10 protein-coding genes are annotated in these 23927 nt (G+C 73.1%); 2 read left to right on the top strand and 8 right to left on the bottom strand.

The window, feature by feature from the left end:
• Positions 1 to 74: 74 nt before the first annotated feature.
• The 5 genes from OV208_RS00865 to OV208_RS00885 all read right to left on the bottom strand — a co-directional run bounded on the left by OV208_RS00865 (position 75) and on the right by OV208_RS00885 (position 12994).
• The gene (locus OV208_RS00865; protein ID WP_267571874.1) at positions 75 to 1319 is read right to left on the bottom strand and encodes a serine/threonine-protein kinase; all 1245 of its coding nucleotides are present in this window, start codon (positions 1317 to 1319) and stop codon (positions 75 to 77) included.
• Positions 1320 to 1417: 98 nt separating this feature from the next.
• Positions 1418 to 2077 carry a D-alanyl-D-alanine dipeptidase gene (ddpX, locus tag OV208_RS00870; RefSeq protein WP_267571875.1) on the bottom strand — a complete coding sequence of 220 codons (660 nt, stop codon included), beginning with the start codon at positions 2075 to 2077 and terminating at the stop codon, positions 1418 to 1420.
• Positions 2077 to 2772, bottom strand: coding sequence for a 7-cyano-7-deazaguanine synthase QueC (gene queC, locus OV208_RS00875; protein WP_267571876.1), 696 nt, complete (start codon positions 2770 to 2772; stop codon positions 2077 to 2079). The genes ddpX and queC overlap by 1 nt, the downstream gene beginning before the upstream one ends.
• A 57-nt stretch (positions 2773 to 2829) precedes the next feature.
• On the bottom strand, positions 2830 to 3438 hold the full coding sequence (locus OV208_RS00880; RefSeq protein WP_267571877.1) for a hypothetical protein: 609 nt from the start codon (positions 3436 to 3438) through the stop codon (positions 2830 to 2832).
• A gap of 13 nt (positions 3439 to 3451) precedes the next feature.
• On the bottom strand, positions 3452 to 12994 hold the full coding sequence (locus OV208_RS00885) for a flagellar hook-length control protein FliK (protein WP_267571878.1): 9543 nt from the start codon (positions 12992 to 12994) through the stop codon (positions 3452 to 3454).
• Between the two features lie 169 nt (positions 12995 to 13163).
• On the opposite strand from OV208_RS00885, the gene OV208_RS00890 reads away from it, so the two are divergent.
• Complete coding sequence (locus OV208_RS00890) at positions 13164 to 15641, top strand: serine/threonine-protein kinase (protein WP_267571879.1); 2478 nt, start codon at positions 13164 to 13166, stop codon at positions 15639 to 15641.
• A 139-nt stretch (positions 15642 to 15780) separates the two neighbouring features.
• Positions 15781 to 16539 carry a subclass B1 metallo-beta-lactamase gene (bla, locus tag OV208_RS00895; RefSeq protein WP_267571880.1) on the top strand — a complete coding sequence of 253 codons (759 nt, stop codon included), beginning with the start codon at positions 15781 to 15783 and terminating at the stop codon, positions 16537 to 16539.
• A gap of 12 nt (positions 16540 to 16551) precedes the next feature.
• Here the strand turns inward: bla and OV208_RS00900 are convergent, their stop codons facing one another.
• The 3 genes from OV208_RS00900 to OV208_RS00910 all read right to left on the bottom strand — a co-directional run bounded on the left by OV208_RS00900 (position 16552) and on the right by OV208_RS00910 (position 23855).
• A complete protein-coding gene (locus OV208_RS00900; RefSeq protein ID WP_267571881.1) occupies positions 16552 to 16851 on the bottom strand; it encodes a hypothetical protein in 300 nt (99 codons plus the stop codon).
• Positions 16852 to 17036: 185 nt separating this feature from the next.
• Positions 17037 to 17960 carry a CHAP domain-containing protein gene (locus OV208_RS00905; protein ID WP_267571882.1) on the bottom strand — a complete coding sequence of 308 codons (924 nt, stop codon included), beginning with the start codon at positions 17958 to 17960 and terminating at the stop codon, positions 17037 to 17039.
• Between the two features lie 33 nt (positions 17961 to 17993).
• Entirely contained in the window at positions 17994 to 23855 is a 5862-nt protein-coding gene (locus OV208_RS00910) for a hypothetical protein (protein WP_267571883.1), read from the bottom strand.
• Positions 23856 to 23927 lie beyond the last annotated feature (72 nt).

Here is a 23927-nt window from a genome sequence, read left to right on the forward strand (position 1 = left end):
GGTGCTGATGGGAACCCGGGGCGCGGCGAAAAGTTACCGCGCGTTTCGGGGGCGCCCGTGGAAACCGCCGGACGTCAGTGCGGCATCGTCGCGAAGAACGACATGCCCAGGTGGACCGCGGAGGCGATCACCAGCCCCGCGCCCACCACGGCGGCCATCGTGATGGCCATGGGGTTGCGGTCCGCCGCGCGCAGGCCCTGGTGGAAGGTCTTCTTCAGGAACGTGCGCTGGCATTGCACCGCGCACCGGCCGTCCATCGCGGCATCCAGCGCCAGCACCATCTCGTCCACGGAGGCGTAGCGCTCCTGGGGGTCCTTCTTCATGCCCTTCACCACGAACCACAGCAGCTCCGCGGGCACTGGCCCCTGGGCGCTGTTGGCGTGCGCGTTGAGCAGTGACAGCGAGCGCGTCTGCACGCCCTTCATGATGTCCGGCACGGACTGGAGTCCGTCCAGGTAGTGCGTCAGCCCGAGCAGCTCGTGGAAGAGCACCGACAGGCTGTAGATGTCGCTGCGCGCGTCCATCGTGTCGTGCTCGCCGCGCGCCTGCTCCGGGGACATGTACAGGGGCGTGCCCACCACGGAGCCCAGCTCCGTGTGTAGCGGTCGCGCAGGGGCGATTTCCGTCGACGCGCTCGTGGCGCCTTCCGGGAGACGCGGCGGCGTGGGCGCGCCCACCTTGCGCGCGAGGCCCCAGTCCAGGACCGTCACCTCACCGAAGGGCCCCACCATGATGTTCGCGGGCTTCAGGTCGCGGTGGATGAAGCCCTTGCCGTGCGCGTACGACAGCGCGTGCAGCACACCCCGGAAGATCTGCACCCGCACCGGGAACGGATAGCGCACGAGCGCGTGCAGGTCCGAGCTGCGCAGGCGGGCGATGATGGACTCCAGCGTCTCGCCCTGTAGGTGCTTCATCATGAAGAAGTAGCGGCCCTGCTCATCCACGCCCACGTCGTGCACCGGCACGATGTTCGGATGGTCCAGCGTGCCGACGGTGCGGATCTCCTCCACGAAGCGCAGCACGCGATCCAACTCCGCGCCCTGGGGCAGCCGCTTGAGCGCCACCTCCCGTTCGATGTCGTGGTCGCGCATCAGCACCACTTCGCCCATGCCGCCCTGCCCCAGCGGACGCACTTCCTCGAAGCGCTCACGTTGCAGGGGCACCACGCTGGGCTGCTGGCCCGTCCACTCCACCCGGGGCAGCACCGTGTTCCGCCGGCTGGTCGTCGAGGACCCCGGCATGAGCGTGGGTGCCAGCTCTGACTGCGAGGGCGGAGTGATGAGCGTGTTTTCCAGGCCAGCCGAGAGCGTTTGCCTCATGGGACGCCAGGAATAGCAGGCACGCCGTGCGCGCGCCCACCTACGCGCAGTCCCTGACGCAACCGCGCGAAACCACTGGACTGGCCGCCGGCCGAGCGTCAGTTCGCCGGCGTAAAGGGCACGTCCAGCACCGGCAATTTCGTAGCGCCGGGCAGGTCGTAATGCCACCACTCCATCTTGTTGCGCTGGAAACCCATGCCCTCCATGGCCCCCCGGAGCACCTCCCGGTGCTCACGCGAGGCGGGCGTGCCGCCCATGTAGCCGTGGTGCGCCTTGGGGGTGAAGTCGTCGAAGGGGGTGGGCATCTCCACCTCGCCCCCGTCCGCCGTGGCCAGCGTCAGGTCCACCGCGCCGCCCCGGTTGTGATTGGAGCCCTTGGCGGGGTTCGCCACGTAGCCCGGCTTGGGCAATATCTTCCACATCTCGTACTGCACAGCGCGCGGCCGGTAGCAGTCGTACACCTTCAGCCGGTAGCCCTGGGGGCGCAGCACGTCCGCGGCCTTCTTCAGGCGATTCACCGAGTCCGGCAGCAACAGACACCGCGCCCCGTCCGGGTACACCTGCCGCTTGAGGAAGTTGTCCTTCGTCGCGTAGCGCAGGTCCAGGAGGAGGTCCGGGATGACGGTGGCGGCGTCCACCAGCTCCACCTTCGGCGTCGGCGTGGCCTTGGGCGCGGGCTTCGGCTTCGCGTCCTCCGCCAGGGCCGGTGCGCATCCGAACAGCGCCAGGGTCAGCGCAAGCCGCGTCGTCGTACGCATCAGCGCACCCCGTCCACGTAGGTGGTGGGATCCGGCACGCCGGCTTCCTGGAAGCCCTTGGAGCGCAGCAGGCAACTGTCGCAACGGCCACACGCGCGGCCCTGGGCATCCGGGTCGTAGCAGGAGTGGGTCATCCCGTAGTCCACGCCCAGCTTCACGCCGGCCTGGATGATCTGCGCCTTGGTGAGGCCGGAGAGCGGCGCGTGCACCTGGAAGCGCGCGCCCTCCACGCCCGCCTTGGTGGCCAGTTGGGCCATCGTTTCGAAGGAGCGGATGAACTCCGGGCGGCAGTCGGGGTAGCCGCTGTAGTCCACCGCGTTGACGCCGATGTAGAGGTCCGTCGCGCCCACCACTTCCGCGAGCCCCAGCGCCAGGGAGAGGAACAGCGCGTTGCGGGCGGGCACGTAGGTGACGGGGACATCGTGGGACATGTCCTCGTCCGAGCGGTCCTTGGGCACCGGGATGTCGTCCGTGAGGGCCGAGCCGCCCACCTGCCGCAGGTCCACCGTCACCACGCGCACGTCGCGCACGCCCATGATCTGGGCGACCTTGCGCGCGCGCTCCAGCTCCACCGAGTGGCGCTGGCCGTAGGCGATGGACAGGCACACCGGCTCGAAGCCGGCCGCCTTCGCCATCGCCAGACAGGTCGTCGAATCCAGTCCGCCGGACAGGAGCACCACCGCACGCTTCGCCATTCCATCCTCCACTTCGGGGCGGCGCACGTTACACGACGGGGCCGGGCCCCGGGTGTTTCAGTCCTGCCGGTCGCCTCGCACCGTGTACACGGTGGTGCAGGTGGCCGGCTTGCAATTGCAGCTCGCCCCCTTGCCCGGCAGGAAGATGTCCGTGAGCGTGCCGCACGCCAGCGACACGTCGTAGCCGTTCTCCGTGGGGGCGGGGATGGTGCCCTCGGGGACGCCGCCGTCCAGGCGTGCGCAGTCGCGCGCCACGTTGCGCGCCTGGCTGTCGCTCAGGAGCATCACGTTGAGGTTCTCCTCGATTTCGGAGTCCTCGCAGCCGGTGCCGCACGACGCGCGGGGCGCTGTGGCACGGTGGGTGGAATTGACGCTCTGGCCCGAGTAGCCGGCGTCGCGCGTGAAGCCCAGCACCGTGAGGAAGCCCGTGCCCGCGTCGGTGTCTCGCGAGAAGGTGCCCTCGAAATAGAAGGAGCCCGCGTCGTCCAACTGCGCGTACTCGCGCGAGCCCGCGTCACAGGTGGTGCGCGCCGCGTCCAGCTTCGCCTGGAAGCGGAACGAGCCCAGCACCTGGTTGCCCGGGTACACGGGGTCGGTGAAACAGCCCACCGCGACGGCCAGGGCCGCTGCGGGGAAGAGCGCCAGCGCGAGTCGCTTCAGGTGCATGTCGTCCCCGAGGTTAGACGTCCAGCGATGCCAGGGCCAATTGGTGGAAGGCTTCACTGCGGGCAAGCACCTCGCCCACCTCCACCCCCATCGGGTCGCCGCCGCGCGAGGCCGCGTCCAGTTGGGCCAGCACGCGGCCCGCCGCCAGCGACGCCGGCATCGCGCGCCAGGCCGCCACCGCCGCCGCTTCCCACGCCAGCACCGTGCCGGGACGGGTGAGTTGCACGCCCGCGTCGCCCAGCGCCAGCGCCAGCGCGCACAGCCAGCCCAGCTCCACCGCGCCGAAGCACCCCAGCGCGCCCGCGCCCAGCACCAGCGCGTCCGGCGACGTGAGGTGCGCCTCCACGCCGCCCTTGGGGTCGACGGACAGGCGCACGTGCTCCGCGCCCAGCGAGGCGAGCACCGGCTTCAGCGCGACGTACAGGCGCGGCAGGCTCTCACCCGTCACCGGCACGCGGCCTTCCGGCTCCGGGTGCTGGAAGTCCTGCGCGGGCCGGGCCAGCACGGACACGGGAGCGCGCGGCGCGGGGGCGTCGCTGGAGACGAGCGCGGCGCCAATGCCATCCGTGCGCTCGGCGGCCTCCGCGCGGCCCAGGGCGCGCAGCGCTTCCGCGTACAGCGTCCAGCCGTCCACGTCCGGCCACTTCTCACGCAGCAGCGCCGGCCAGAAGCGCACCGCGAGCGCGGCGCCGTCCGGGGACGGGGACAGGCGTTCGGTCACCCACCGCGTGAGGCCGGGCGTGAGGTGGTTTCCGTCCGCGAGCCGTTCGGTGAGGCGCACGGCGGGGCCCACGAGCTGGGCGTCCAGGTAGCCGCGCAGGATGACTTCCAGCGCCGCGGGTTCGTGCGTGAGGCGCTCGCGCAGCCGCAGCGCTTCGCCCACGAGGCCCCGGGCTTCAGCGAAGCGCACGCGGCGGGCGAGCCGTTCGTCCGTGTCCGGGAGCTGTTCGAGCTGCGTGGCGGCTTCGGCGTAGCGCTGCTGCGCTTCGTAGGCATCCGCCAGCCGTTCGCGGTACGGCGTCCACGCGTCGGGGCCGGAGAGCTTCGCGAGCGTGTCCGCCAGGACCAGGAACACCGTGGACTCGCGCGCCTCGTCCACCAGCGCGAGCAGCGCCTGCACGGCGGCGAGGCTCTCCGCGTCGTCGGCGAGGGCTTCCTCGAAGGCCTCGCGGGCCTCGGCGGGCTGCGCCAGGGGGCCCTGCAACAGCTCACCGCGCTCCAGGTGCAGCAGCGCGCGCGCCTTCACGTCGGCGGTGCCCTGCGCGATGAGCGCCAGCGTGCGCTCCGCGGACTCCAGGTGTTCGAGCTTCAGCTCCAGCGCGTACCGCTCGCGCAGCAGCTCATCACGGCGCGCGGGCCAGCCGTCCGCGGCGAAGGCCAGCGACTCCAGCCGCGCGGGCTCCGGCAGCGCGCGCACGCGGGCGAGCACCGCTTCGGCCAGGGGCTCGGGCTCCAGTCCCAGTTCGGGCAGGAGCAGCAGCAGCCGCGTGGCGAGGCCTGGATCCGCGCCCAACTCCTCCAGGGCCCGGAGGCGCGCGACCACCGGGGCCGGGCGGGCGCGCAGCACCTCGTCCCGCAGGGCCACGGCGAAGGCCGCGTCACGGTCGAAGGACAGGGCGGCCAGCTCCAGCAGGCCCTCCCATTCGGAGTCCTCGCGCAGCCCGTCCGCGAGGGCCGCCGCGTGGGACGGATCCGCGTCCGGCATGGCGACCAGGGCCCAGAGGGCCACACGCGTGCGGGGCACATCGCCCGCCTGCGCGGCCATGGCCAGCGCGTCGGTGTATTCGCCCGCGACCATGGCGGGCTCGAAGCCCACGTCCAGGGCGCGCGCGAAGGCACCCAGGCGGGCGAAGCGTTCGGCCAGCTCCGCCGGGGACAGCATGTCCGGCGCGTCGGTGGCGATGCGCTCGATGACCTCCAGCGCCTCGCCCATGTCGCCGGCCTTCTCCCAGAGGCCCGCGGCCTCCAGCAGCAGCGGCGGTCGCTCCTCGGGCGCGGCGAGGCGCGCGGCCTGCAACAGCGCACGGGCCGCGCGGGGCGCGTCTCCCGAAGCACGGTACAGGTGCGCGACCAGCAGCGCGGCGCGCAGGTCCGGTTCGGTGGCGACGGCGGCCTTGGCGGCCTTCAGCGCCTCTTCCAGCAGGCCTGCCTTCTCGAAGGCCCGGGCGGCGGCCACCAGCAGCGACACCCGGAGTTCGCCCGACACGAGCTCGGCGCGGGCGACGCGCACTTCGGCACGGCGCGCGTGGGCCTCACCCAGCAGCGGCTCCAGCGCTTCCAGCGCGTCGGCGTAGCCGGCACCGGAGGCACCGCGCGACACCACCGCTTCGAGCGCGTCGCGGGCGGTGTCCTCACGACCGGCGTCGCGTGCGAGCATCGCGATTTCCAGCCGGAGCACGGCGGCCTCGTCCGCGTCGTCCGTGCGGGGGACCAGTCGCTCCAGCGCGGCGAGCAGCGCCTCCGCCGACTTGCGGGAGCGCAGTCCTTCCACCAGCGCACGCAGGGCGGCCGGGTTCTCCGGATCCGCTTCCGCCGCGCGCTGCGTGAGGGCCCAGGCGGTGTCCGCGTCCGACAGCGAGTCGTTCGCCACGGACGCGGCGGCGAGCAGCAGCTCCGCGGCGCGTGCACCTCCCGCGGCCTCCGCGCCGACTTCGTAGATGCCCAGCAGGTCGCCGTGGCGGCCCAGGGCGCGCAGGCCCTCCACCGCGCGGTCGATGACGCTCGCGTCGGCGGGACGCAGCCGGGCCAGGGGCACCAGCGCGTCGATGGCGTCGCGCGGATCATCGAAGAGGTCCGCCGCGCGGCGCAGCAGCACTTCCTCCGTCGCGGTGTCTTGAGCCCGACGCGCCAGTTGCAACGACGCCCGGTACAGGCCCGGTCCGTTGCCCGTGCGCGAATGCACCTCGGCGAGCAGCGACAGCGCCTCACCGCCGCGTGCGCCCTCCGGCTCCAGCGAGACCACGGCCTCGAAGGCATCCGCCGCGTCGTGGAAGGCACCCGACGCGAGCGAGGCATGCCCCAATCGCAGCCACGTGCGCACGAGCACCGGCACCGGCAGCGTGTCCCCGCCCAGCGCGAGGACCCGGCGGTCGTAAGGCTGCGCGGCGGCGGGGCCCCCCCCCTGCGCGGCCAGTTCGGCGCGAGCGCAGAGGGCCTCCACGTCGCCCCCCGCGCGGCCCAGGTAGTCGTCGAAGGCCTCGGCGGCCTTGAGGGCTTCGCCCGCGTCCAACAGGCGCTGGGCCCGCTCGCGCAACAGGGGCAGGGCCTCCGAGGGCGACACGGCCTCGGCGCGCTGGCCCAGGAGGTCCGCCAGTCGGCGCACGTCTCCGGCCGCGCGCTCGCGGACGTGGTGGAAGGCTTCGGCGTTGCTGGCGTCCAGTTCGAACGCGCGGTCCTCGCACAGGATGGCGCGCTCGCGGGCCCCGCCCTCACGGAAGGCGCTCGCGGCGGCGAGGTAGCTGATCGCGGCCTCGGCGGGCTTCTGGCGTTCGGCGCGGCGGAGCATCAGCTCGGCCAGCGACTGGCGCTCCTCGGTCTCCTCCAGGAAGGCGCGGTGGCGCGTGAAGACGGGCTCCCGGAAGGGGTCGGCCTCCAGGAGGATGGCGTCGAATTCGGCGGCGTCCGCGGGGCGACGCACCTGGTGCAGCAGCTCCGCCGCCTGCGCGGTGAGCTCCAGGTCGTCCGGCTTCGCGGCGCGCGCGGCGATGAGCGCGGCGGCGGCGGACTCCGGCTTGCCCGCACGGTCCCGGTAGATGACCGCGGCCCGGTAGAGCAGCGCCGCGTGACGGTCCTTGTCCGTCTCGGCTTCCGCGCACTCTTCGTACCAGGCGGCCAGCTCCGCGAGCCGTCCGTCGCGCTCCAGCAGCTCCGCCAGCAGGGCTTCGGCTTCCGCGAGCGCTCGGTCCTGACGCAGCGCCTGGCGTAGGAAGCCCTCGGCCTTCGGCGCATCCGCGAGTTCGCCCAGGTTCAGTCGCGCGAGCCGCAGCAACACCGCCGCGCCCTGCTTCGTGCCCGTCAGCCGGGGCAGCGCGCGCTCCCACCACCGCGCTTCGGCGGCCGCATCGTCGCGGCGCTCGGCCAGGGCCGCGCCCAGGCGGGCCGTGTCCAGCTCCGCGGCGAAACCAAAGGCGCTCTCCAGCGCGGCCTCCGCGGCGCCCAGGTCCAGCTTCACGTCGCGCAGCAGCTCCGCGCGGCGACGCTCGCACGCGGCGGCTTCGGGACGGCGGTCCTCGGAGGCGAGCAGGTCGCGCGCATTGGCGAGCGAGCGCAGCGCTTCGTCCGCGCGGCCCAGCACCTCCGCGAGCCGGGCCTCCTCGTCGTAGGCCGCGAGCGCCGCGTCCACGTCCCCGGCCTGGAGGCTGAGCGCGGCCACCGGCTGCAACTCCGCCAGCAGCTCCGTCGAGCGGCCCGTCTCCCGGTAGAGCGCGGCCAGCCGACGGCGCAGCGGCAGGGGCTCCTTCGCCATCTGCGCCGCGTGCGACAGGAGCGACGCCGCGATGCCCGCGTCCGCCAGCGACTCGCGAGCCCGCTCCGCGAGCGTCACCAGCCGCGTGACAGTGGCCTCGGACGGCGCCAGCACGCGCGCGTGGGCGACGCGAACCTCGAAGGCACCGCGCGGATCATCCTTCTCCAGCAACGCGGAGAGGCGCTCAACGGCGCGCTCGCTCAGCGGACGATCCGTGAGCAGGTGGCGGTACGCGGCCACCGCGCGCTTCACGTCACCCGCCTGTTCGGCCAGATCACCCAGGCGCAGGTACGCCGCCTCCGCCACTTCCGGGGCCGCGCGGAAATCCGCCGCCGTGGCCAGGGCCTCCTGCAACGGCAGGGCCTCGCGCACCGCGCCGCGCAGGTAGAGCAGGTCCGCCAGCGTGGCCAGGTCGTCGCCCCGCGCGGGCACCCGTGCATGCGCCCTGCGCGCCAGGGCCAGCGCGCGGTCCAGCTCCTGCGCCTGCCGTGCATACGTGACGCCTTCACGCAGCAGCGATGCGGCCTCGGTGGGCTCCGCGTCCTCGGCCGCGGCCTCCAGCAGTCCGGCGGCTTCCAGCAGCTCGCCTCGACCGGCCACCAGCGACACCAGTCGGCGGCGCACGGACGCATCGGTCGGGGTCAGCCGCAGCGCCTGTCGCAGCGCGGCCTCGGCGGGCGCGGACTGGCCCAGCCGGTCGAGGTAGAGGCTCGCGAGCTCCGCGTACAGCGCCGCCGCGACGGCGGGCGAGGCATGCGGGGCTTCGGCGGCCAGCAGCTCCGCGAGCCGCGCCCAGTCCTCCAGGTCGCGCAGCACGCGCTGCAACGCGAGCGTCGCTTCCTCGTGGCGAGGGGCCAGCAGGAGCGCGGCTTCCAGGTCGGTCGCGGCGGCCTCGCGCTGCCCCTGCCCTTCCAGCAACGTCGCGCGCAACTGGAGTGCTTCCACGCGGCGGGCGATGGGTCCCTGGCGTGCGGCCTCCGCCAGCGCGGCGGCCTCGTCTGCGCTCTTGCCGTCACGGCGGGCCAGTTCCGAGAGCGCGAAGAACGCATCACACCGCGCGTCGGCGGGCGGCTCCAGCGCGATGGCCGCGCGCAGTGCGTCTCCGGCGGAGGCGCGCTCGTCCTTCTCCAGGAGCACGCTGGCCAGCGCCAGCAGCCGCTCACGGGCACGCGCCCCCAGGCTGGCATCGGCGGCCACGGCGCGGCGCCAGGCATCCAGCTCCGCGGGCGCATCCGCCGCCTCGCGCGCCAGCTCCGCCAGCATCAGGAGCAGCGGCGCGGGCTTGCGCGACAGCTTCGCGGCCTGGGCGCAGTCATCCCGCGCGGCTCCGACACGACCGGCGCTCCGGTGCAGCACGGCTCGGCGCGCGAGCAGCTCGGCGCGAGCCTCACCCGACGCGGCCGACACCAGCGTGCCCAGCAGCTCCAGCCGCTCGGACTCTTCCTCGGCGTTGCCCGTGCCCGGCGGGGGCAACAGCTCCAAAAGTGCCTGCGCCGCCCACGCGTCCTGCGGCTCCTCCACCAGCAGGCTGCGCAGCGAATCCGCCGCCGCGCTCGCACGACCCAAGGACAGACACAGCTCGGCCAGCTCGCGGCGGGCCTGACGGCGGGCGTCTCCGGCGAGGCGCGGCCACAGCTCCACCAGCAGGTCCGCCAGGGCCTCGCGCGCGCCGGCCTTGCGGTGCAGCGCGGCCAGCTCCAGCCGCGCATCCAGGTCCTCCGGCGTGCGCGCGCAGAACTCCGCGAGCAGGCGGCGGGCCGCGTCCGTGCGGTTGCCGCGCACGGCGGCGGTGGCGGCCTTGCGCGTGAGGGCGACGCGCTCCGCTTCGCGCGGGGCATCCACGTCCGCGGGCGGCAGGGCCAGCACCGCTTCGAAGTCCTCCAGCGCGGCGCGGGCATCGGTGGTCAGCCGCAGCTCGCCCCGGCGGATGCGCGCGGGGGCGAAGGTGGCATCGCGCTCCAGGGCCTCCGCGAGGAAGGCCTCTTCGCGACTCGTACCCGCGGCCAACAGCGACGCGCGGAAGAGCAGCTTCGCGCCCGCTCGCGCGTCCGGCACCAGCGAGGCGCGCCGCGCGTACAGCCGCGCCGCTTCCAGCTTCTCGCCGCGCTCCAGTTCCAGCTCGGCCAGCGCCTCCAGCACCTCGGCGGCCAGCGGGCCCTCGGGGCTCGCCTCCAGCGCGGAGGCCAGACGCATCAGCGCCGCGGCCTTCTCCCCGCGCTCCAGCAGGGCACGAGCGCTCTGGAGGAACAGCGGCGCGGCCTCTTCCGCACGGTCCGCACCCGCGAGCGCCTGCGCGCGCGTGGCCCACATCTCCGCCAGCGCCTGCGTCTCGCCGGCCTCCGTGTAGAGAGCCTCCAGCCGCGTGGCGAGCACGTCATCCAGCCGGCGCAGCGGGAACGCCTGCGCATAGGCGGCGATGGCGCCCTCGCGGTCCCCCAGCAACTCACACGCCCGGCCCAGCCGCGCGCGCACGTCCGCCAGCTTCTCCGGCGCGGCGGTGCGCGGCAGCATCGCCAGCAGCGACTCCAGCGCACGGCGCGCATGTTCGGGACGTTCGCAGCGCAGGCTCAGGTCCGCGAGGTCCAACAGCACGGCGGCATCCGGGGCCAACCGCGCCGCCTTCTCCAACGCCACCAGCGCGTCGCCCACCCGGCCCAGCCGCGCCTCCAGCACGCCCGCCAGTTCACGCAGGGCCGCCGCCGCCAGCCGCTTGTCGCCCTGCGCTTCGGCCACGCGCGCGCGGTCTTCCAGCGCGGTCGCGAGCCCCGCCATGTCGGAGCGCTTGCGCTGCAGGGCGCACAGTTCGCCCAGCGCCGGCAGGTCGTCCGGCTCCGCGCGCAGCACTTCCTGCAACGCGTGCACGGCGAGGTCCAGGTCGAAGGCGAGGTCGCGCGCGGCCACCGCGAGGCGGCGGTACTTCTGCGCGCGCTCCTTGGGCTCCGGCGTCAGCCGCGCCAGCGCCGCGAGGCAGCGCGTGAGCTGGGCGCCATCGCGACGGGCCTCGGCCAGCGCGAGCAGCGACTCCAGCGCGGGACGGTGGTCGCCATCCGCCTCCAGCGCGAGCGTGAGCAGCCGGTCGGCCTTGTCCGCCTGCTGGAGCTTGCCCCGGTACAGCTCGCCCGCCTCGGCCCACAGCGCCGCGCGCGCCTTCGGCTCTTCCTTGAGGGCGGCGGCCTTCTCCAGCGCTTCGGCCAGTTCCTGCGAGCGGCCGGTGACGCGGAAGTACGGAATCAGTTCGTCCAGCGCCACCGCGTCGCGCGGATCCAACGCGAGCGCGGATTCCAGGTGTTCACGTGCCCGCGCCGGGTCGCCCAGCTTCGTGCGCGACAGCCGCGCCAGCGCGTGGTGGCTCGCATGCGCGGCGTGACGGATGCCCTCGGAACGCGGCGCCGGGCCCGCGAGCTCCAGCGCCTGCTGGTAGCCGCTCAGTGCCTCCTGGAGCCGCCCCAGTCCTTCGGCCACGCGAGCGGAGGCGAACAGCGGCTCGGGCTCGCCGGGCAGCAGCGACACCGCCTCGCGGTATCGCAGGAGCGCGTTCTCCGGCTGCTTGAGTCCCTCTTCCCACACCCGGCCCGCGAGCAGGTCCGCCTGTCCCACGCGGTCCAGCTCATGGCGCGCCATCGACACTTCACGCAGCCGGTCCAGCGCCTTCAACGCGCGCAGGTGTTCACCGCCGCGATGGCACAGCTCACCCAGGAGCAGCAGCGCATCCGGCTGGTCGGGCGACAGGCGCAGCGCGGCCTCGCAGTGCAGCCGGGCCCCCGCGATGTCGTCCTCCGTCTGCGCGCACAGCCGCGCCAGATGCACGTGCGCATCCGCCGCCTCCAACGGGTCGCGAGCCAGGGCCGCGAGCCGCCGGTACGCCCGCACCGCGCCCGCCCGGTCCCGCGCCTGATCCGACGCGCGCGCCAGGGCCTTCAGCGACGGCAGGTGATCGGGCTTGAGGCCCAGCAGTTCGTGCAGCGCCTTCACCGCCACCTGGGGCGCGGTGTCGCGAGACGAACGGGCCGCGGCCTCGGCGGCGAAGAACGCGGCGGCCTCTTCCGACGTGCGACGGGCCAGCGCGCACAGCGCCAGATAGCGCTCCGCCGCGCGGGCACCCTCGCCCCGACGCTCGCGCACCACGGCCTCGCCCCACAGCGCCGCGGGGCTGCGGTCGCGACGGCGCGACAGCGTGGCCGCCACGTCCAGCGCCAGGTCGTGCGCCTGCGGATCCGCGACCAGCAACGCCAGCAATCGCTCCGCCGCGAAGGGGTGCGCGTCCTGCGCGTCCCCGGCCTGGAGGTACGCCTGCCGTGCCTCCGCGAGCCGCCCCTGCGCGACGAGTCCTTCCGCGTCCGCGAAGGCCCGAGCCCCTTCGAGCGCCAGCATCAGCTCTTCATCCGGCGCGGCGGGCGGGGGCAATCCACCGGCGGCGAAGCGCAGGCGCAGGCCGGTGCTGGAGACCTCCGCGGCGGACAGGCGCGCGGTGTCGAGCGTGGGGACCTTGTAGCCCCGGCTCATCGCGGCGCGCTCGCACAGGGCGGGCAGCACGCGGGTGGAGAAGCCGGTGGCGCCGCGCACCTCCACCTCCGGCAGGAGCGCCAGCGCGCCTACGGCCGTGGACAACAGCCCCGGCAGTTGCACCGACGGCGTGGCGGAGAAGCCATACAGCCGCACGTCGTAGATGTAGACGGCGAGCCGGTCCCCGTCCGCATCGAAGGCGACCTTGAACGTGAACGGCGTGCGCTCCGGCGCGGGCAGACGGCCCTGGCCCTCCAGATAGCCGGGGCGGAAGTGCAGGCGCAGATCCTCGACGCCGGCCAGCCGGCCGGCCAGCTCCGCCACCTTGCGCGTGATGAGGTCCGCGTCGACGGACAGCTCCAGGAAACCGAAGAGCAGCTTCTTGCGCTGGTAGCGCGTGGCGCCCGCGCTGACGTTGAACGGGAAGCTGACGTCCGGAATCTGGAGCGCGAAGTCGGAGATGCGCAGGCCGGGCTGCACCTCCAATGCCGGAAAGCCCACGAACGCGCGCCGATCCAACAGGCGAAGCTCGGGGGCGGCGCCCGACTGGGGGGCGGCGGACTTGGGGGACTCGCTATCGGTGGCCATCTTCGGAGGGGGGAGAGGCTACCATGACCCCTAAGCCCTCGAAATTTTGGACAAACCCCCGCTCGTTCGGCAGGCGGAGGGGCAACGGATACCCAGGCGCTTCCCCTGGAGATTCTGCTGGCGAGGAACGTCATGCGCTCCAGGGGGAAGCCGTGCAAGATGCCGCGCCGTGCTGGTCTCCGACGCCCTGGTCCTCGATGGTCGTTTCCGGGTCCTCGGACCCCTGGGTTCCGGGGGCATGGGTGAGGTGTACCTGGGCGAGCAGGTGTCCCTGGGCCGCAAGGTCGCCATCAAGGTCCTGCATCACGATCTGCACGCCCAGCCCGGCATGGCCGAGCGCTTCAAGCGCGAAGCCCGCCTGCTCTCCGCCGTGGAGCACCCCTCCGTGGTGCGCATCGTGGACTTCGGTCAGTCCGGGGACGCCGCCTGCCTGGTGATGGAGTTCGTGGAGGGCCAGAGCCTGCACGACGCGCTCCAGCAGGGGCCGCTGCTGGCGCCCCGGGCGCTGGGGCTGCTCCACCAGTTGGCGGAAGGGCTCGCGGCGATCCACGACAAGGGGATCATCCACCGCGACCTGAAGCCGGAGAACGTTCTCATCTCCCCCAGCGTGCGCGGCGAACAGGCGCGCCTGCTGGACTTCGGCATCGCGCGGCTGGTGGAGCCGGATGCCAACAGCGCGCTCAGCCAGGTGGGCGTGGTGCTGGGCACGCCGGAGTACCTGTCGCCGGAGCAGGCCGTGGGCGCGAAGGTGGACACGCGCAGCGACCTGTACTCCTTCGGGGTGCTGGCCTACCGCGTGCTGTCCGGGCGCCTGCCATTCGACGGGCCGTCGCCGCGCCACTTCCTGTCGCAGCACGCCTCGGGCGCGCCGCTGCCCCTGGACCGCGCGGCGCCGCAGTTGTCGCGCTACGTGGGGTTGTTGGCGCTGGTGATGCGGCTGTTGGACAAGGACCCGGCGAAGCGGCTCCAGACGGCGAACGAGCTGGCGGACGCGCTGGGCGTGGCCCATGCGGCGTTGGTCGCGTTCACGCCGAGCCAGGGCACACCCATCGTCCACGCGGGCATGACGCCCGCCAACGGCACGTCGGCCTTTGGCGTGGCCGGGGTGCGCAACGAGCCCTCTGGCACGTCTGCCTTCGGCGTGAGCGCGGAGCCGGCGGGTGCCGGGGCGGGCACTTCGGCGTTCGGGGTGACGGAGGCGGCGGCTTCCCCGGCGGTGACGGCGCCCCCGGCGGTGCCTCGCACGGGAACGGCGGCGTTCGGGACGGCGCCCCGGGTGACGGGCGGACTGGGAGCGACGACGGGCGGCGCGGCGGTGGTGAAAGCCCAGAACGTGACGGTGCTGCTCACCGACATCCAGGGCTTCACCGAACGCATGAGCCGGCAGACGCACGAGGAGAACGCGCGGATGCTGGACACGCATGATCGGCTGCTGTTGCCCATCGTGCGCGAGCACGACGGGAAGCTGGTGCAGAAGCGCGGCGACGCGTTGCTGGCGGTGTTCCGGGCGCCCTCATCGTCCATCCGTTGCGGCATGGCGATGCAGCAGGCGCTCTGGCGTCACAACCAGACGGTGCAACCCGAAGAGCAGCTCCACGTGCGTGTGTGCCTGCACGTGGGCGAAGTGCTGGTGACGAACGACGCGGTGCTCGGCGAGCCGATGGAGGTCGTGAAGGCGGTGGAGCATGTGGCCGCCGCCGGAGAGGTGACCTTCACCGAAGCCGTGAACATGGTGCGCAACCGCGCCGAAGCGGCCGCCGAACCCTGCGGCACCATTCCCCTGCCCGGCCGACAGGAGAAGATCCAGCTCTACCGACTCACTCGCGCGGCGGAGGGTTCACCGTTCGCAGAGGCGCTGGGCGTCAAGGACGCTGGCTCGAAGCGCTCACCGCTGGAAGTGCTGAGCGGCCTGGGCACGAAGGTGCGCGACGGGGTGGTGATGCTGCGCCAGCGCCCGCGCGTGCTGGGCGCGGCGGTGGTGGCCCTGGTGCTGATGGGAGCAGGCGTCGCGTGGTCGGTGCACGCGAATGATCCCCTGGTGCGAGCGCGCGGGTTGCTGAAGGACGGCCAGCCGGTGGATGCGCTCCAGGTCCTGGAGGGCCCGGACGTGCCGAAGGGCGCGGCCACGACGCGGCTGCGCGCGGTGGCGAACCATGCGCAGGGGACGCACGACAAGGAGCACACCCTGTTGCTGGGCCTGGACAAGGAAGGCCGGGCGGGCCTGGAGATGGGGCTGCTGGACGGGCTGGCGGAGGACTTTGGAAACAGCGAGCAGGATCGCTCCGTGCGCAGGGTGCTGGAGACCCTGCCGAAGGCCACGGTGCGTTCGCACTTCGAGGCCCTGGCGCGCGGCGAGCCGTCGATGAAGCAGTGGGGCGGGTTGCGATATCTGGAGTCGGTGCAGGACACGGAGGGCCTGGACCTCGTGGGGCTCTACACGTCGTCGCTCGACTCCACGGATTGCGGCGTGCGCACGAAGGCGGCCACCAGGCTGGCGGCCTTGGGCAATCCGGCCGCGCTGCCCACGCTCACGCGCGTGGCGGAAGCCGCCCGTGAGAAGCCTGCCGCCGGGACGCGTGCGTGCAATCCGCAGGCGTTCACCAGGGCGCTCGAAGAGCTGAAGAAGAAGACCCAGGCGGCGCCGTAGTCCGCAGCGTGGCCCATGGGCCGCGCTTCGTGTCACGGCGCCCTCGCCTTCACCCAGGTTTTCAGGTCACGTCGCGGCTGATCCGCGTGCACACGCCTTGCATCCGCGCGTCACGCCACCCGCTTCCTCCTGGAACCCCATGACCTCACTGCGAACCTGCGCCCTCCTCCTCCTCCTCCTCACCGCCTGCGCCACCACGCCCTCCGCGCCCTCCACACCCCAGGACGAAGTCGTGCTCGCGGAGGACGTGCGCATCCGTCGCATCGCGCCCGGCGTGTGGGTGCACGTGACGAACGCCGGCAAGGAATGGGGCGGCACGCCCGCCAATGGCCTCATCGTGGAGGACGGAGACACATCCATCCTCGTCGACACAGGCTGGAACCCGCGCCACGCCGAAGCCCTGATCACCTGGGCCCGGGACTCACTGCACCACCCCGTGCGAGCCGCGCTGGTGACGCACTTCCACATCGACCGGACCGGAGGCATCCCCACGCTGGAAGCCCAGGGCATCGCCGTCCACGCTCGTGAGGACACCGCCCGCCGTGCCACCGCGCAGGGCAACCCCGTCCCCCACCAACGCCTCTCGGATGCGCAGGACTTCGGGCCGCTGTCGGTGTTCTTCCCCGGCGCCGGCCACACCCCCGACAACCTCCTCGTGTTCCACCCGGCCTCGGGCATCCTCTACGGAGGCTGCTTCATCAAGGACGCGGCGGCCAAGGACCTGGGCAACCTGGAGGACGCGGACACCACCACCTGGCCCTCGAGCCTCCAGCGAGCACGCGCGCACTACCCCGACGCGCGCGTCATCGTGCCCGGCCACCACGCCCCCGGTGGGCCGGAGCTGCTCGACCACACCGAAGCCCTGCTGCGCGAAGCCCCACCCGCGGCCTCGCGCTGAAACACTGGAACCTCAGTCGTCCCGGTGCGCGTGGCCCTTCTTCTTGCCCCGGCCATGCCCGTGGTCGTCGTCGTCATCCCAGTCGTCGTCGCGACCGCCGCCCTTGCCCTTCACCTTCTCGTTCACCTTGAGCAGGTTGCGCGTGTACGCGTCGTAGTCCAGGTGCAGGTGCCCCTTCGCCCCCTGCGCGTACGCGCGCAGCTTCACCTTCCACACGTTGTTCCCGGTGAGGTGAGCCTCCTGCAACTCGCACCGATACCCGCGCGAGCGGCACTGCTCGAACCCCCGCCGCACCGCCTCGTCGTAGTTCATCGCCACCGGGCGCGGCGGCGGGCCGGGCCGAGGCGGCGGACGCGAAGGACGGGAGCTCGCGACGATACATCCCGACGTGAGCAGCAAGGTTCCCAGCAGCAGGGGCAATCTCATGCGCGAGATGACGCCACACCCACGCCCGGATTCAAACAGGCCCGCCGTATGCCCTTGCGACTGCGGTGAGACTACAAACCTCCAGGCGAGGCGAACGCGACGAACAACTCCCCCGCGAGGTAGGCACGAAGCCCCTTGCTCGCGGGTCGGATGAAATCGTTGAGCAACGCACCCTTCGTCTGCCGGTGCACCGTCGGGAACGCCAGGTTCATGCGGCTGCGCGACACGCCCTTGCCGCCCCGGTGGATGAACGTCACGGTGCCATCCACGTCCACGCGTTCGACGACCGCGATGTGCGTCATCCCGTCGTTGCGCTTGCCGTCGCGGTTGCGGTCGTACGTCTCCTTGAAGAACGCCAGGTCACCCGGCCTCGGGTTCAACCGGTGCACCGCGCCCGCCGCCTGCGCGCGCCGGAAGATGCCCGTGACGGCGTTCTCCCCCGCGAGGAAGCCGTGCGCGACCAGGTCGATGCCCGCCTGCAGGTACGCCAGCCGCACCAGCCCCGAACAGTCATTGGGCACGGAGCGATCCAACCGCCGCGCGCCCACCAACTGCGCCGCTCTCGCCACGATGCCCCGCGCCTGCTTCGACGGCGGCGGCAACAGTTCGTCCCAGAAGCCGCCCGGGCCCCGCGTGGGCCCCGTGAAGAGCGCCGCGGCCTCCAGCGCCGCGGAGATGACGCCTGCCTCCTCCGGCAACTCCCCGGGGTCCACCGCCATCAGCGACGCCAGCGCGCCACGGCCCTCCGGCGTCACGAACTCCAGCGGAGGAGGGGCCTCGGCCTTCACCCCCAGTGCGCCCTCGGCGCCCACCGCGGCGACCCTCGGCGGCGCGGCGTGAGCCTTGGGGAACTCGGCGGGATGCAGCTCCAACACGCTGTGGGACGCGACGTCCGGGACGTGCGCGCAACCCACCAGGCAGCCCAGCGACATCAGGATGGCGAGCGACGAACGGCGCAGCAGCAACAAGTCCTCCGGGGGTGAATGCGGCCGCATTCAACCCCGGAATCGTTGTACGTCAAACTGCGATCATCCCTCCCAGGTCCCGAGCAGCTCTCGCACCCGGGCGTACCTCTGGAGCAGGGCAGCGCGGTGGGCGCTGAGCACCACCATGAAACCCACCACCAGCAGGCCCAGCAGCGACAGGAACGCGGCGCCCACGCGGTGGTCGCGCATGCCGAAGCGCACCAGGTTGGCGGCCACCGCCGTCACCAGGAACCCCGAGCCCAGGTACACGTAGGAGCGGATCCGCAGCGCGACGCCCGCGCCCACGCCCACGAGGCAGAGGAAGACGCACAGGAGCATCGCCTCGCCGTCGTTGAACAGGAGCGGCTTCCAGGCGCCCGCCACGTAGATGCACGTCACCGCGATGGCGCGCAGTTGCGCGTAGGCATCCTGCGACAGCCCGCTCCGGAACGTGCGCAACAGCGCCAGCACGGACAGGCCCGCGGGGATGGCGTAGTACTGCGGCTCGCCGGTGCCGGTGCCCAGCCACACGAAGAACAGCGCCAGGTTGAAGGCCGCGACGGACATCACCGACGCGGGCCCCTTTTCCTTCGAGGCCGAGGCGAGCGCCGCGAAGTGCGCCGCGTAGCCCACGAGCAGCGCCACCGCCACGAAGGGCTGGCCCCACGGCAGCGACAGCAGACCCGCCAGCGGGAACCACCACGCGCCCGCGATGGCCGGACGGCGGAAGGCCTTGAGGCCCGCGCCCTCGCGCCGCACGAACAGGTACAGGCCGATGAAGACCGCGCCCCCGATGAGCGACGCCAGGCTGTCCGCCGTGCCGAGGCTCGCGTTCAGGCCCAGCACCCGCACGCAGAGGTAGCCCGTCGCCACCAGCGCCTGCGCCATCCACGCGGCGGCTTCGTCCTCGTCCTTCGCCGCGCGGCGCACCAGGGCGAAGAGCAGGATGACCAGCCCGCCGCACGCCACCCACGCCTCGCGCGACGCACCGTCCGGGCCGCGCACCGTCAGCACGCCCAGCAGCACCTCCACGAGCGCGAGGCCCGCGAAGGCACGACCCATGCGACCGCGCACCTTCGGGCCCGCCACCGACAGCACCAGCGTGGCGAGCAGCGCGGTCGCCGCGCCGAAGTACGGGAAGATGAACTCCGCACCCCGGCCGGTGGAGTACACCGCGCCGAAGTGCACGATGAAGGCGTGCACGGCGAAGAGGGACGCGGACCAGCCCAGCCACTCGCGCTCACGGCGGCGCGCCACCACCGTCCACGCGGTGGCCAGCCCGAAGAGCACGCTCAGCGGCATGCTCACGTGCTCCACGCTCTCCGCGCTCCGCAGGCTGCCCAGCGACAGGAGCGCCAGCACCGCGCCGCCGTGATGCAGCGCCGAGCCCACCGCCACGCCGCGTACCTCCAGCCCGAAGCCCACCAGCGCCAGCACCAGCCCCACGCCGGCCAGCACCGCGGGCGTCCACAGCGGCGGCACCGCGGCGAGCAGCACCGCGCCCAGCAGCGCCGTGGCCCCGTTCATCATCAGGCGCTCGCGCGTCACCATCAGCACCAGCGACGTAAGCCCCGCCACCAGCGCCACCGGCAGGGGCAACGCCCCCGGACCCGCGTCCGCCAGCCGCAAGCCCACCAGCAGGGCCGCGACGCCAGCGCCGCCCACCCACAGGGGCTCGCTCCACGTGCCCTCGATGCCCGGCGTCAGGCGCGCCGCGGCGTTCGTCAGCGCGCGCTGCACGGCGCCGGACTGGCACAGGGCGGACAGCACGCTGGCGACCAGCGCCACGCCCACCACGAGCAGGCCCGCCTCCGGACGCCACTCGCCCACCGCGAACTGAGACGTCTGACCGAGCGGCGCGAGCGCGAACGCGCCCACCGCCGCGGTGAGCAACCACCGCTGGGACAACAGGAAGGCCGCCGCCAGCAGCACCCCGCCGGACGCCGCCAGCGCGCCGGGCGTCGGCCCGGTGAGGACGGAGATCAGCATCACGCACAGGGCACCGCTCACGGCCGTGGGCCGCAGCGATTCATCGCGCGGGCCCCGGAAGAAGGCCGCCAGCGCGTCCGGCACGTGATGCGACGCCAGGGCCAGGGCCAGCAGGAGGACGGTGGCGAAGGGCCGCGCCTCAGGGATGAACATCAGCAGCACGGAGGCGACGCCCACGCGGATGGAAGGCCGGGGACCCGGCAGCAGCACCAGCGCGAGCGCGGAGACGAGCGCCGTGCGCTGCCCCACGTCCGACACCAGCAGCGACAGCGCGCCCAGGCCCGAAACCGCCAGCTGCATCCACTTCGACATCGCCTGACGCGGAGCCTCTTCCCGCGAACGCAGCAGCCACGAGGCCGCGGACGGCACGTGCTCCACGGCGCGCACCAGCAGCAGCGGATAGAGAGGCAGCAGCGCGACCCACGCGGGGGGATGCATCACGGCCGCGATGGACAGCATCCCGTAGGGCACCATGAGCGCCGCGGCGAAGGGCTGGCGCAGCGTGCGCGTCCACAAGAGGGGAAGCAGCGCCGGCCCCATGAGCGCGAGGAGCGTGGCGTGGGGAAGCCGGGCCAGCGCATGGCCGTTCCAGCACACCGTGGAGGCGCCCAGCACCACCATCGCGGCCAGCGTGGAGACGAGGGAGAAGGACTCGCCGCCCGTGGCGATGCGCCGCACGGCGGGCACGTCGTCCAGCAGGGCCAGGACACTGAGGAACGTGGCCAGCCCCAGCAGCGCCAGCGGACCGGCCGTGTACAGCGCGACGCCCGCCTCGATGGTGGCCATCAGCAGGCCCAGCGTGGGGGGCAGCGCGCGCGTGGTGAGGAGCGCCGCCAGCGCCGCGCCCAGCAGGAACAGGGTCTGATGGCCCGGACCCGCCATCTCCGCCGGCACCAGCGGCAGGAGGAGCGCGAGGATGCCCGCGGTGACGGTGCTCGCGCTGCGGCCCTTGTGCGCGGCCACCACGGAGCCCAGGAACGACGCCGCGATGAGCAGGACCAGCGACACGGCCGGAGGCAGGCCCCACGCCGAATAGAAGGACAGGTCCGGCAGGAGCGAGATGCCCACGAGCACGACCGCGAACGGCCGCGCGTCCGGGAAGCTGCGCGAAGCCACCGCCATCGTCGCGGCGGCGGTGAGGAGCACGGGCCCCAGGAAGGGCTGCTGGCTCATGAGCCCCCACAGCACGGCGCTCCCGGCATACAGGAGGGCCGGCACGCCCAGGCGCTTGAGCAGGCCGCCACGCTCACCCAGCAGCGCGAGCACCAGCGCACCGCCCACCATCGCCGCGAGCGCCGCCTGCGTGGAATGGACGGAGCCGAGCTTCGGCAGGATGGCTACCGCGAGGAAGGCACCGAAGGCCAGGTAGCCTTCGTGGCGCAGCCGGAACGCGGCCAGCAGCACGCCCGCGCTGCCCAGCGCCATGCCCACGACGGGAGCGGTGATGGGAGACGACACCACCCCGATGGCGAAGCCGCACGTCGCGAGGACACCGACCACCGTGCCCAGGAAGCGCTGCGTGCGCGCATCCTCCAGGCGCCACACGAGCAGCGCGAGCCCCAGCGCCAGCGCGCCGGCCACGAGGGTCGCGGGCCCTGCCCCAAAGGCGATGACGCCGGAGAACGGCAAGAGCGCGAAGAGCACCGAGCCCACGGCGGACAGCGGGAAGCGCTTGAACAGCAGGCCCGCGCCCAGCGACAGCGCGCCCAGGGCGAGCGTGGCGAAGAAGGCCGGGCGCGCGTCGGTGCCCAGGTGTCCGTAGAGCGCGAACGCGGGCGCGGCCCAGGTGGTGGCGCGCAGCAGCACGTCCGAAAGGCCCAGGTCGCGCGTGTCACCGGTGCGCTCGCCGCGACGCTGGACGAGGAACGCGAGCACCAGCCCCGCGAGCACGAAGGGAATCGCGGTCAGCGCGCCGTACTGGAAGGGCAGCACCTCCGCGGGCGGGTAGCCCAGGCGCGCCTTGAGGGCGTTGAGCAGGAGCCTGGCCGCGTTCGGGACCAGTTGCACGCTGGACGCATAGGAGAGGTAGGCGCCGAAGTACGCCGGGTAGAGCCACTTCAGCCGGGCCAGCGTGCCCTTGGACAGGGACACCAGCGTGCCGGTGAAGATGGCGGCGGTGAGGAAGAGGGCCGGCTGCGTGCCCTTGATGGCCGCCGCGAGGCAAGCCACCTGGAGCCCCACGGTGCCGACCGACAGCGAGTCGGCGGACCGCTCGGCTTCGAGCGTGCGGAAGCGCAGGCAGGTGGCGAGCAGAAAGGCGACGAAGGGAGCGTAGGTGCCGGCGGGAACGGGCGCGCCCGCGGAGGCCAGGGACAGATGCAACCGGATGGCGAACAGCGCCGTGAGGTACAGGGGCGCGGTGAGCGCGAACGCAAGCGCATCCCCGCTGCGCTGCGGGGTGACGGCCTTGCGCGACAGCAGGAAGAAGAGGAGGCAGGGCAGCGCGTTGAGCCACACCGCCGGAGCCCCGATGCGCGCGGCCAGGGGCGCAAGGCCCATGATGAGCGTGGCGCCGACGAGGCCCACCTGGATGAACGGGCGCGAAGGGGCGTCGAAGGCCTCGGCGGGTTTGCGGGCGAGGAAGGCGGCGACGCCGGCCCAGACAAAGAGCAGCGGCACGAGCAGCGCGGGGTGCACGCCGTCGAGTTGGAGGGATTCGCCGAACCCCATGGGCCCCAGCGCGACGCCGCCCAGCGGAGCCACGGCGGAACCGATGAGGCCGAGGATGTGGCCCGGCTTGCGCAGCGATTCGCGGCGCGAGAGGTAGCCGCCCCACACGGAGAAGCCGACGGAGTAGCCCACGGTCATCACGAAGACGGTGAGCGAGCGGGTGACGGACGTCATCCCGGCCCAAGACTCGAAGACGAAGTAGAGCGTGCCGGAGAGGATGAGGAACGCGCCGATGAACCACGCGATGCTCTCGTAGAGGAACGGCCGCCACACGCGGCTCCACGCCGACGTCTCCTCGACGATGCGCGCGGTGCGGCTGCTCGGCGCGGGCGGATCCATGAACGGCTCGCCCGGGTTCGGAGGCAGCGGGCGGGCCGCGCTCATCGGCCGGGCGCTGGCCCCCACGGGCGGGTGGGCGACGTTCGGACCGGGCTTCGCGACGTGCGGGAGGCCGGAAACCGGGGTGGCGATGCCCAGGGACGCGGAGACATCGAGCTGGGAGAAGTGGACGGCGGAGGCACCCGCGGCGTCGGGCGTTGCCTCCGTGTTCGGGAGGGCGTGAGCGGCGGAGGTCGCAGCGTCGGAGGCGTCCGTGAGCGTGTGAGCGACGGAGGCGGACGCGTCGGAAGAAGCAGAGGCGGCTGCGTCGGCAAGGGCGTGAGCAGCGGTTGCGTCGGTGAGGGCGTGAGCGGCGACACCCGATGCATCGACAGAGGCGTGGGCGTCGGAGGGGAAGGCGTGGGCGTCGGAGGGGAAGGCGTGAGCGGCGGAGGCGACCTCCACGACGTTGGCCTCCACGGCCATGCCGTGCGCGACGTACGCCTCGGAAGCAACGGCGGAGGCGTCCTCTCCGGCGACGTGCACGACCGAGGCATCGGAAGCAGCGAACGCCGTAGCGGCATCAGCCTCCGGGCCCCTGGACGCAACGAACGACACGGGACCGACAGCGAAGGCCCCCTCCCCCATCCTCGGGGTGACGGCCTCGTCCTGGACCGCGTCCGGCGTGGGCGTCAGCGACTCGGCGGGGGTCTCGGTGAGGACGGAGAGGAGGACGCGGGCCTGTCGCTCGTAGCGCTCGGTGAGCAGGCGGCGCACGTGGGGCGGCACGTCGGAGGCATCCCAGCGCGGCACCTCGTCCAGGAGGAAGTGGACGTGCGCGAGTTCGGCCTCGATGGCGGACCGGGCTCGGGCGGACAGATGGGTGCCGCACAGAACGCACTGGCGGGCACTTCCCAGGCGTTCTTGTCGGCAGGCAGGGCAGTACATGGAACTTCCCCCTCTACAACGGACGTGCCACGCAGAATGCCCTGGAAGGGCGCGGGATTGAAATCCACCGGG

The sequence above is a fragment of the Corallococcus sp. bb12-1 genome, from assembly GCF_026626765.1.
In the GTDB taxonomy this organism is placed as follows: Bacteria; Myxococcota; Myxococcia; order Myxococcales; family Myxococcaceae; genus Corallococcus; species Corallococcus terminator.

Excerpts from the sequence above, each read along its gene's own strand:
- OV208_RS00865 (WP_267571874.1), bottom strand. The coding sequence starts at position 1,319 with ATGAGGCAAACGCTCTCGGCTGGCCTGGAAAACACGCTCATCACTCCG.
- ddpX (WP_267571875.1), bottom strand. The coding sequence starts at position 2,077 with ATGCGTACGACGACGCGGCTTGCGCTGACCCTGGCGCTGTTCGGATGC.
- queC (WP_267571876.1), bottom strand. The coding sequence starts at position 2,772 with ATGGCGAAGCGTGCGGTGGTGCTCCTGTCCGGCGGACTGGATTCGACG.
- OV208_RS00880 (WP_267571877.1), bottom strand. The coding sequence starts at position 3,438 with ATGCACCTGAAGCGACTCGCGCTGGCGCTCTTCCCCGCAGCGGCCCTG.
- OV208_RS00885 (WP_267571878.1), bottom strand. The coding sequence starts at position 12,994 with ATGGCCACCGATAGCGAGTCCCCCAAGTCCGCCGCCCCCCAGTCGGGC.
- bla (WP_267571880.1), top strand. The coding sequence starts at position 15,781 with ATGACCTCACTGCGAACCTGCGCCCTCCTCCTCCTCCTCCTCACCGCC.
- OV208_RS00900 (WP_267571881.1), bottom strand. The coding sequence starts at position 16,851 with ATGAACTACGACGAGGCGGTGCGGCGGGGGTTCGAGCAGTGCCGCTCG.
- OV208_RS00905 (WP_267571882.1), bottom strand. The coding sequence starts at position 17,960 with ATGCGGCCGCATTCACCCCCGGAGGACTTGTTGCTGCTGCGCCGTTCG.
- OV208_RS00910 (WP_267571883.1), bottom strand. The coding sequence starts at position 23,855 with ATGTACTGCCCTGCCTGCCGACAAGAACGCCTGGGAAGTGCCCGCCAG.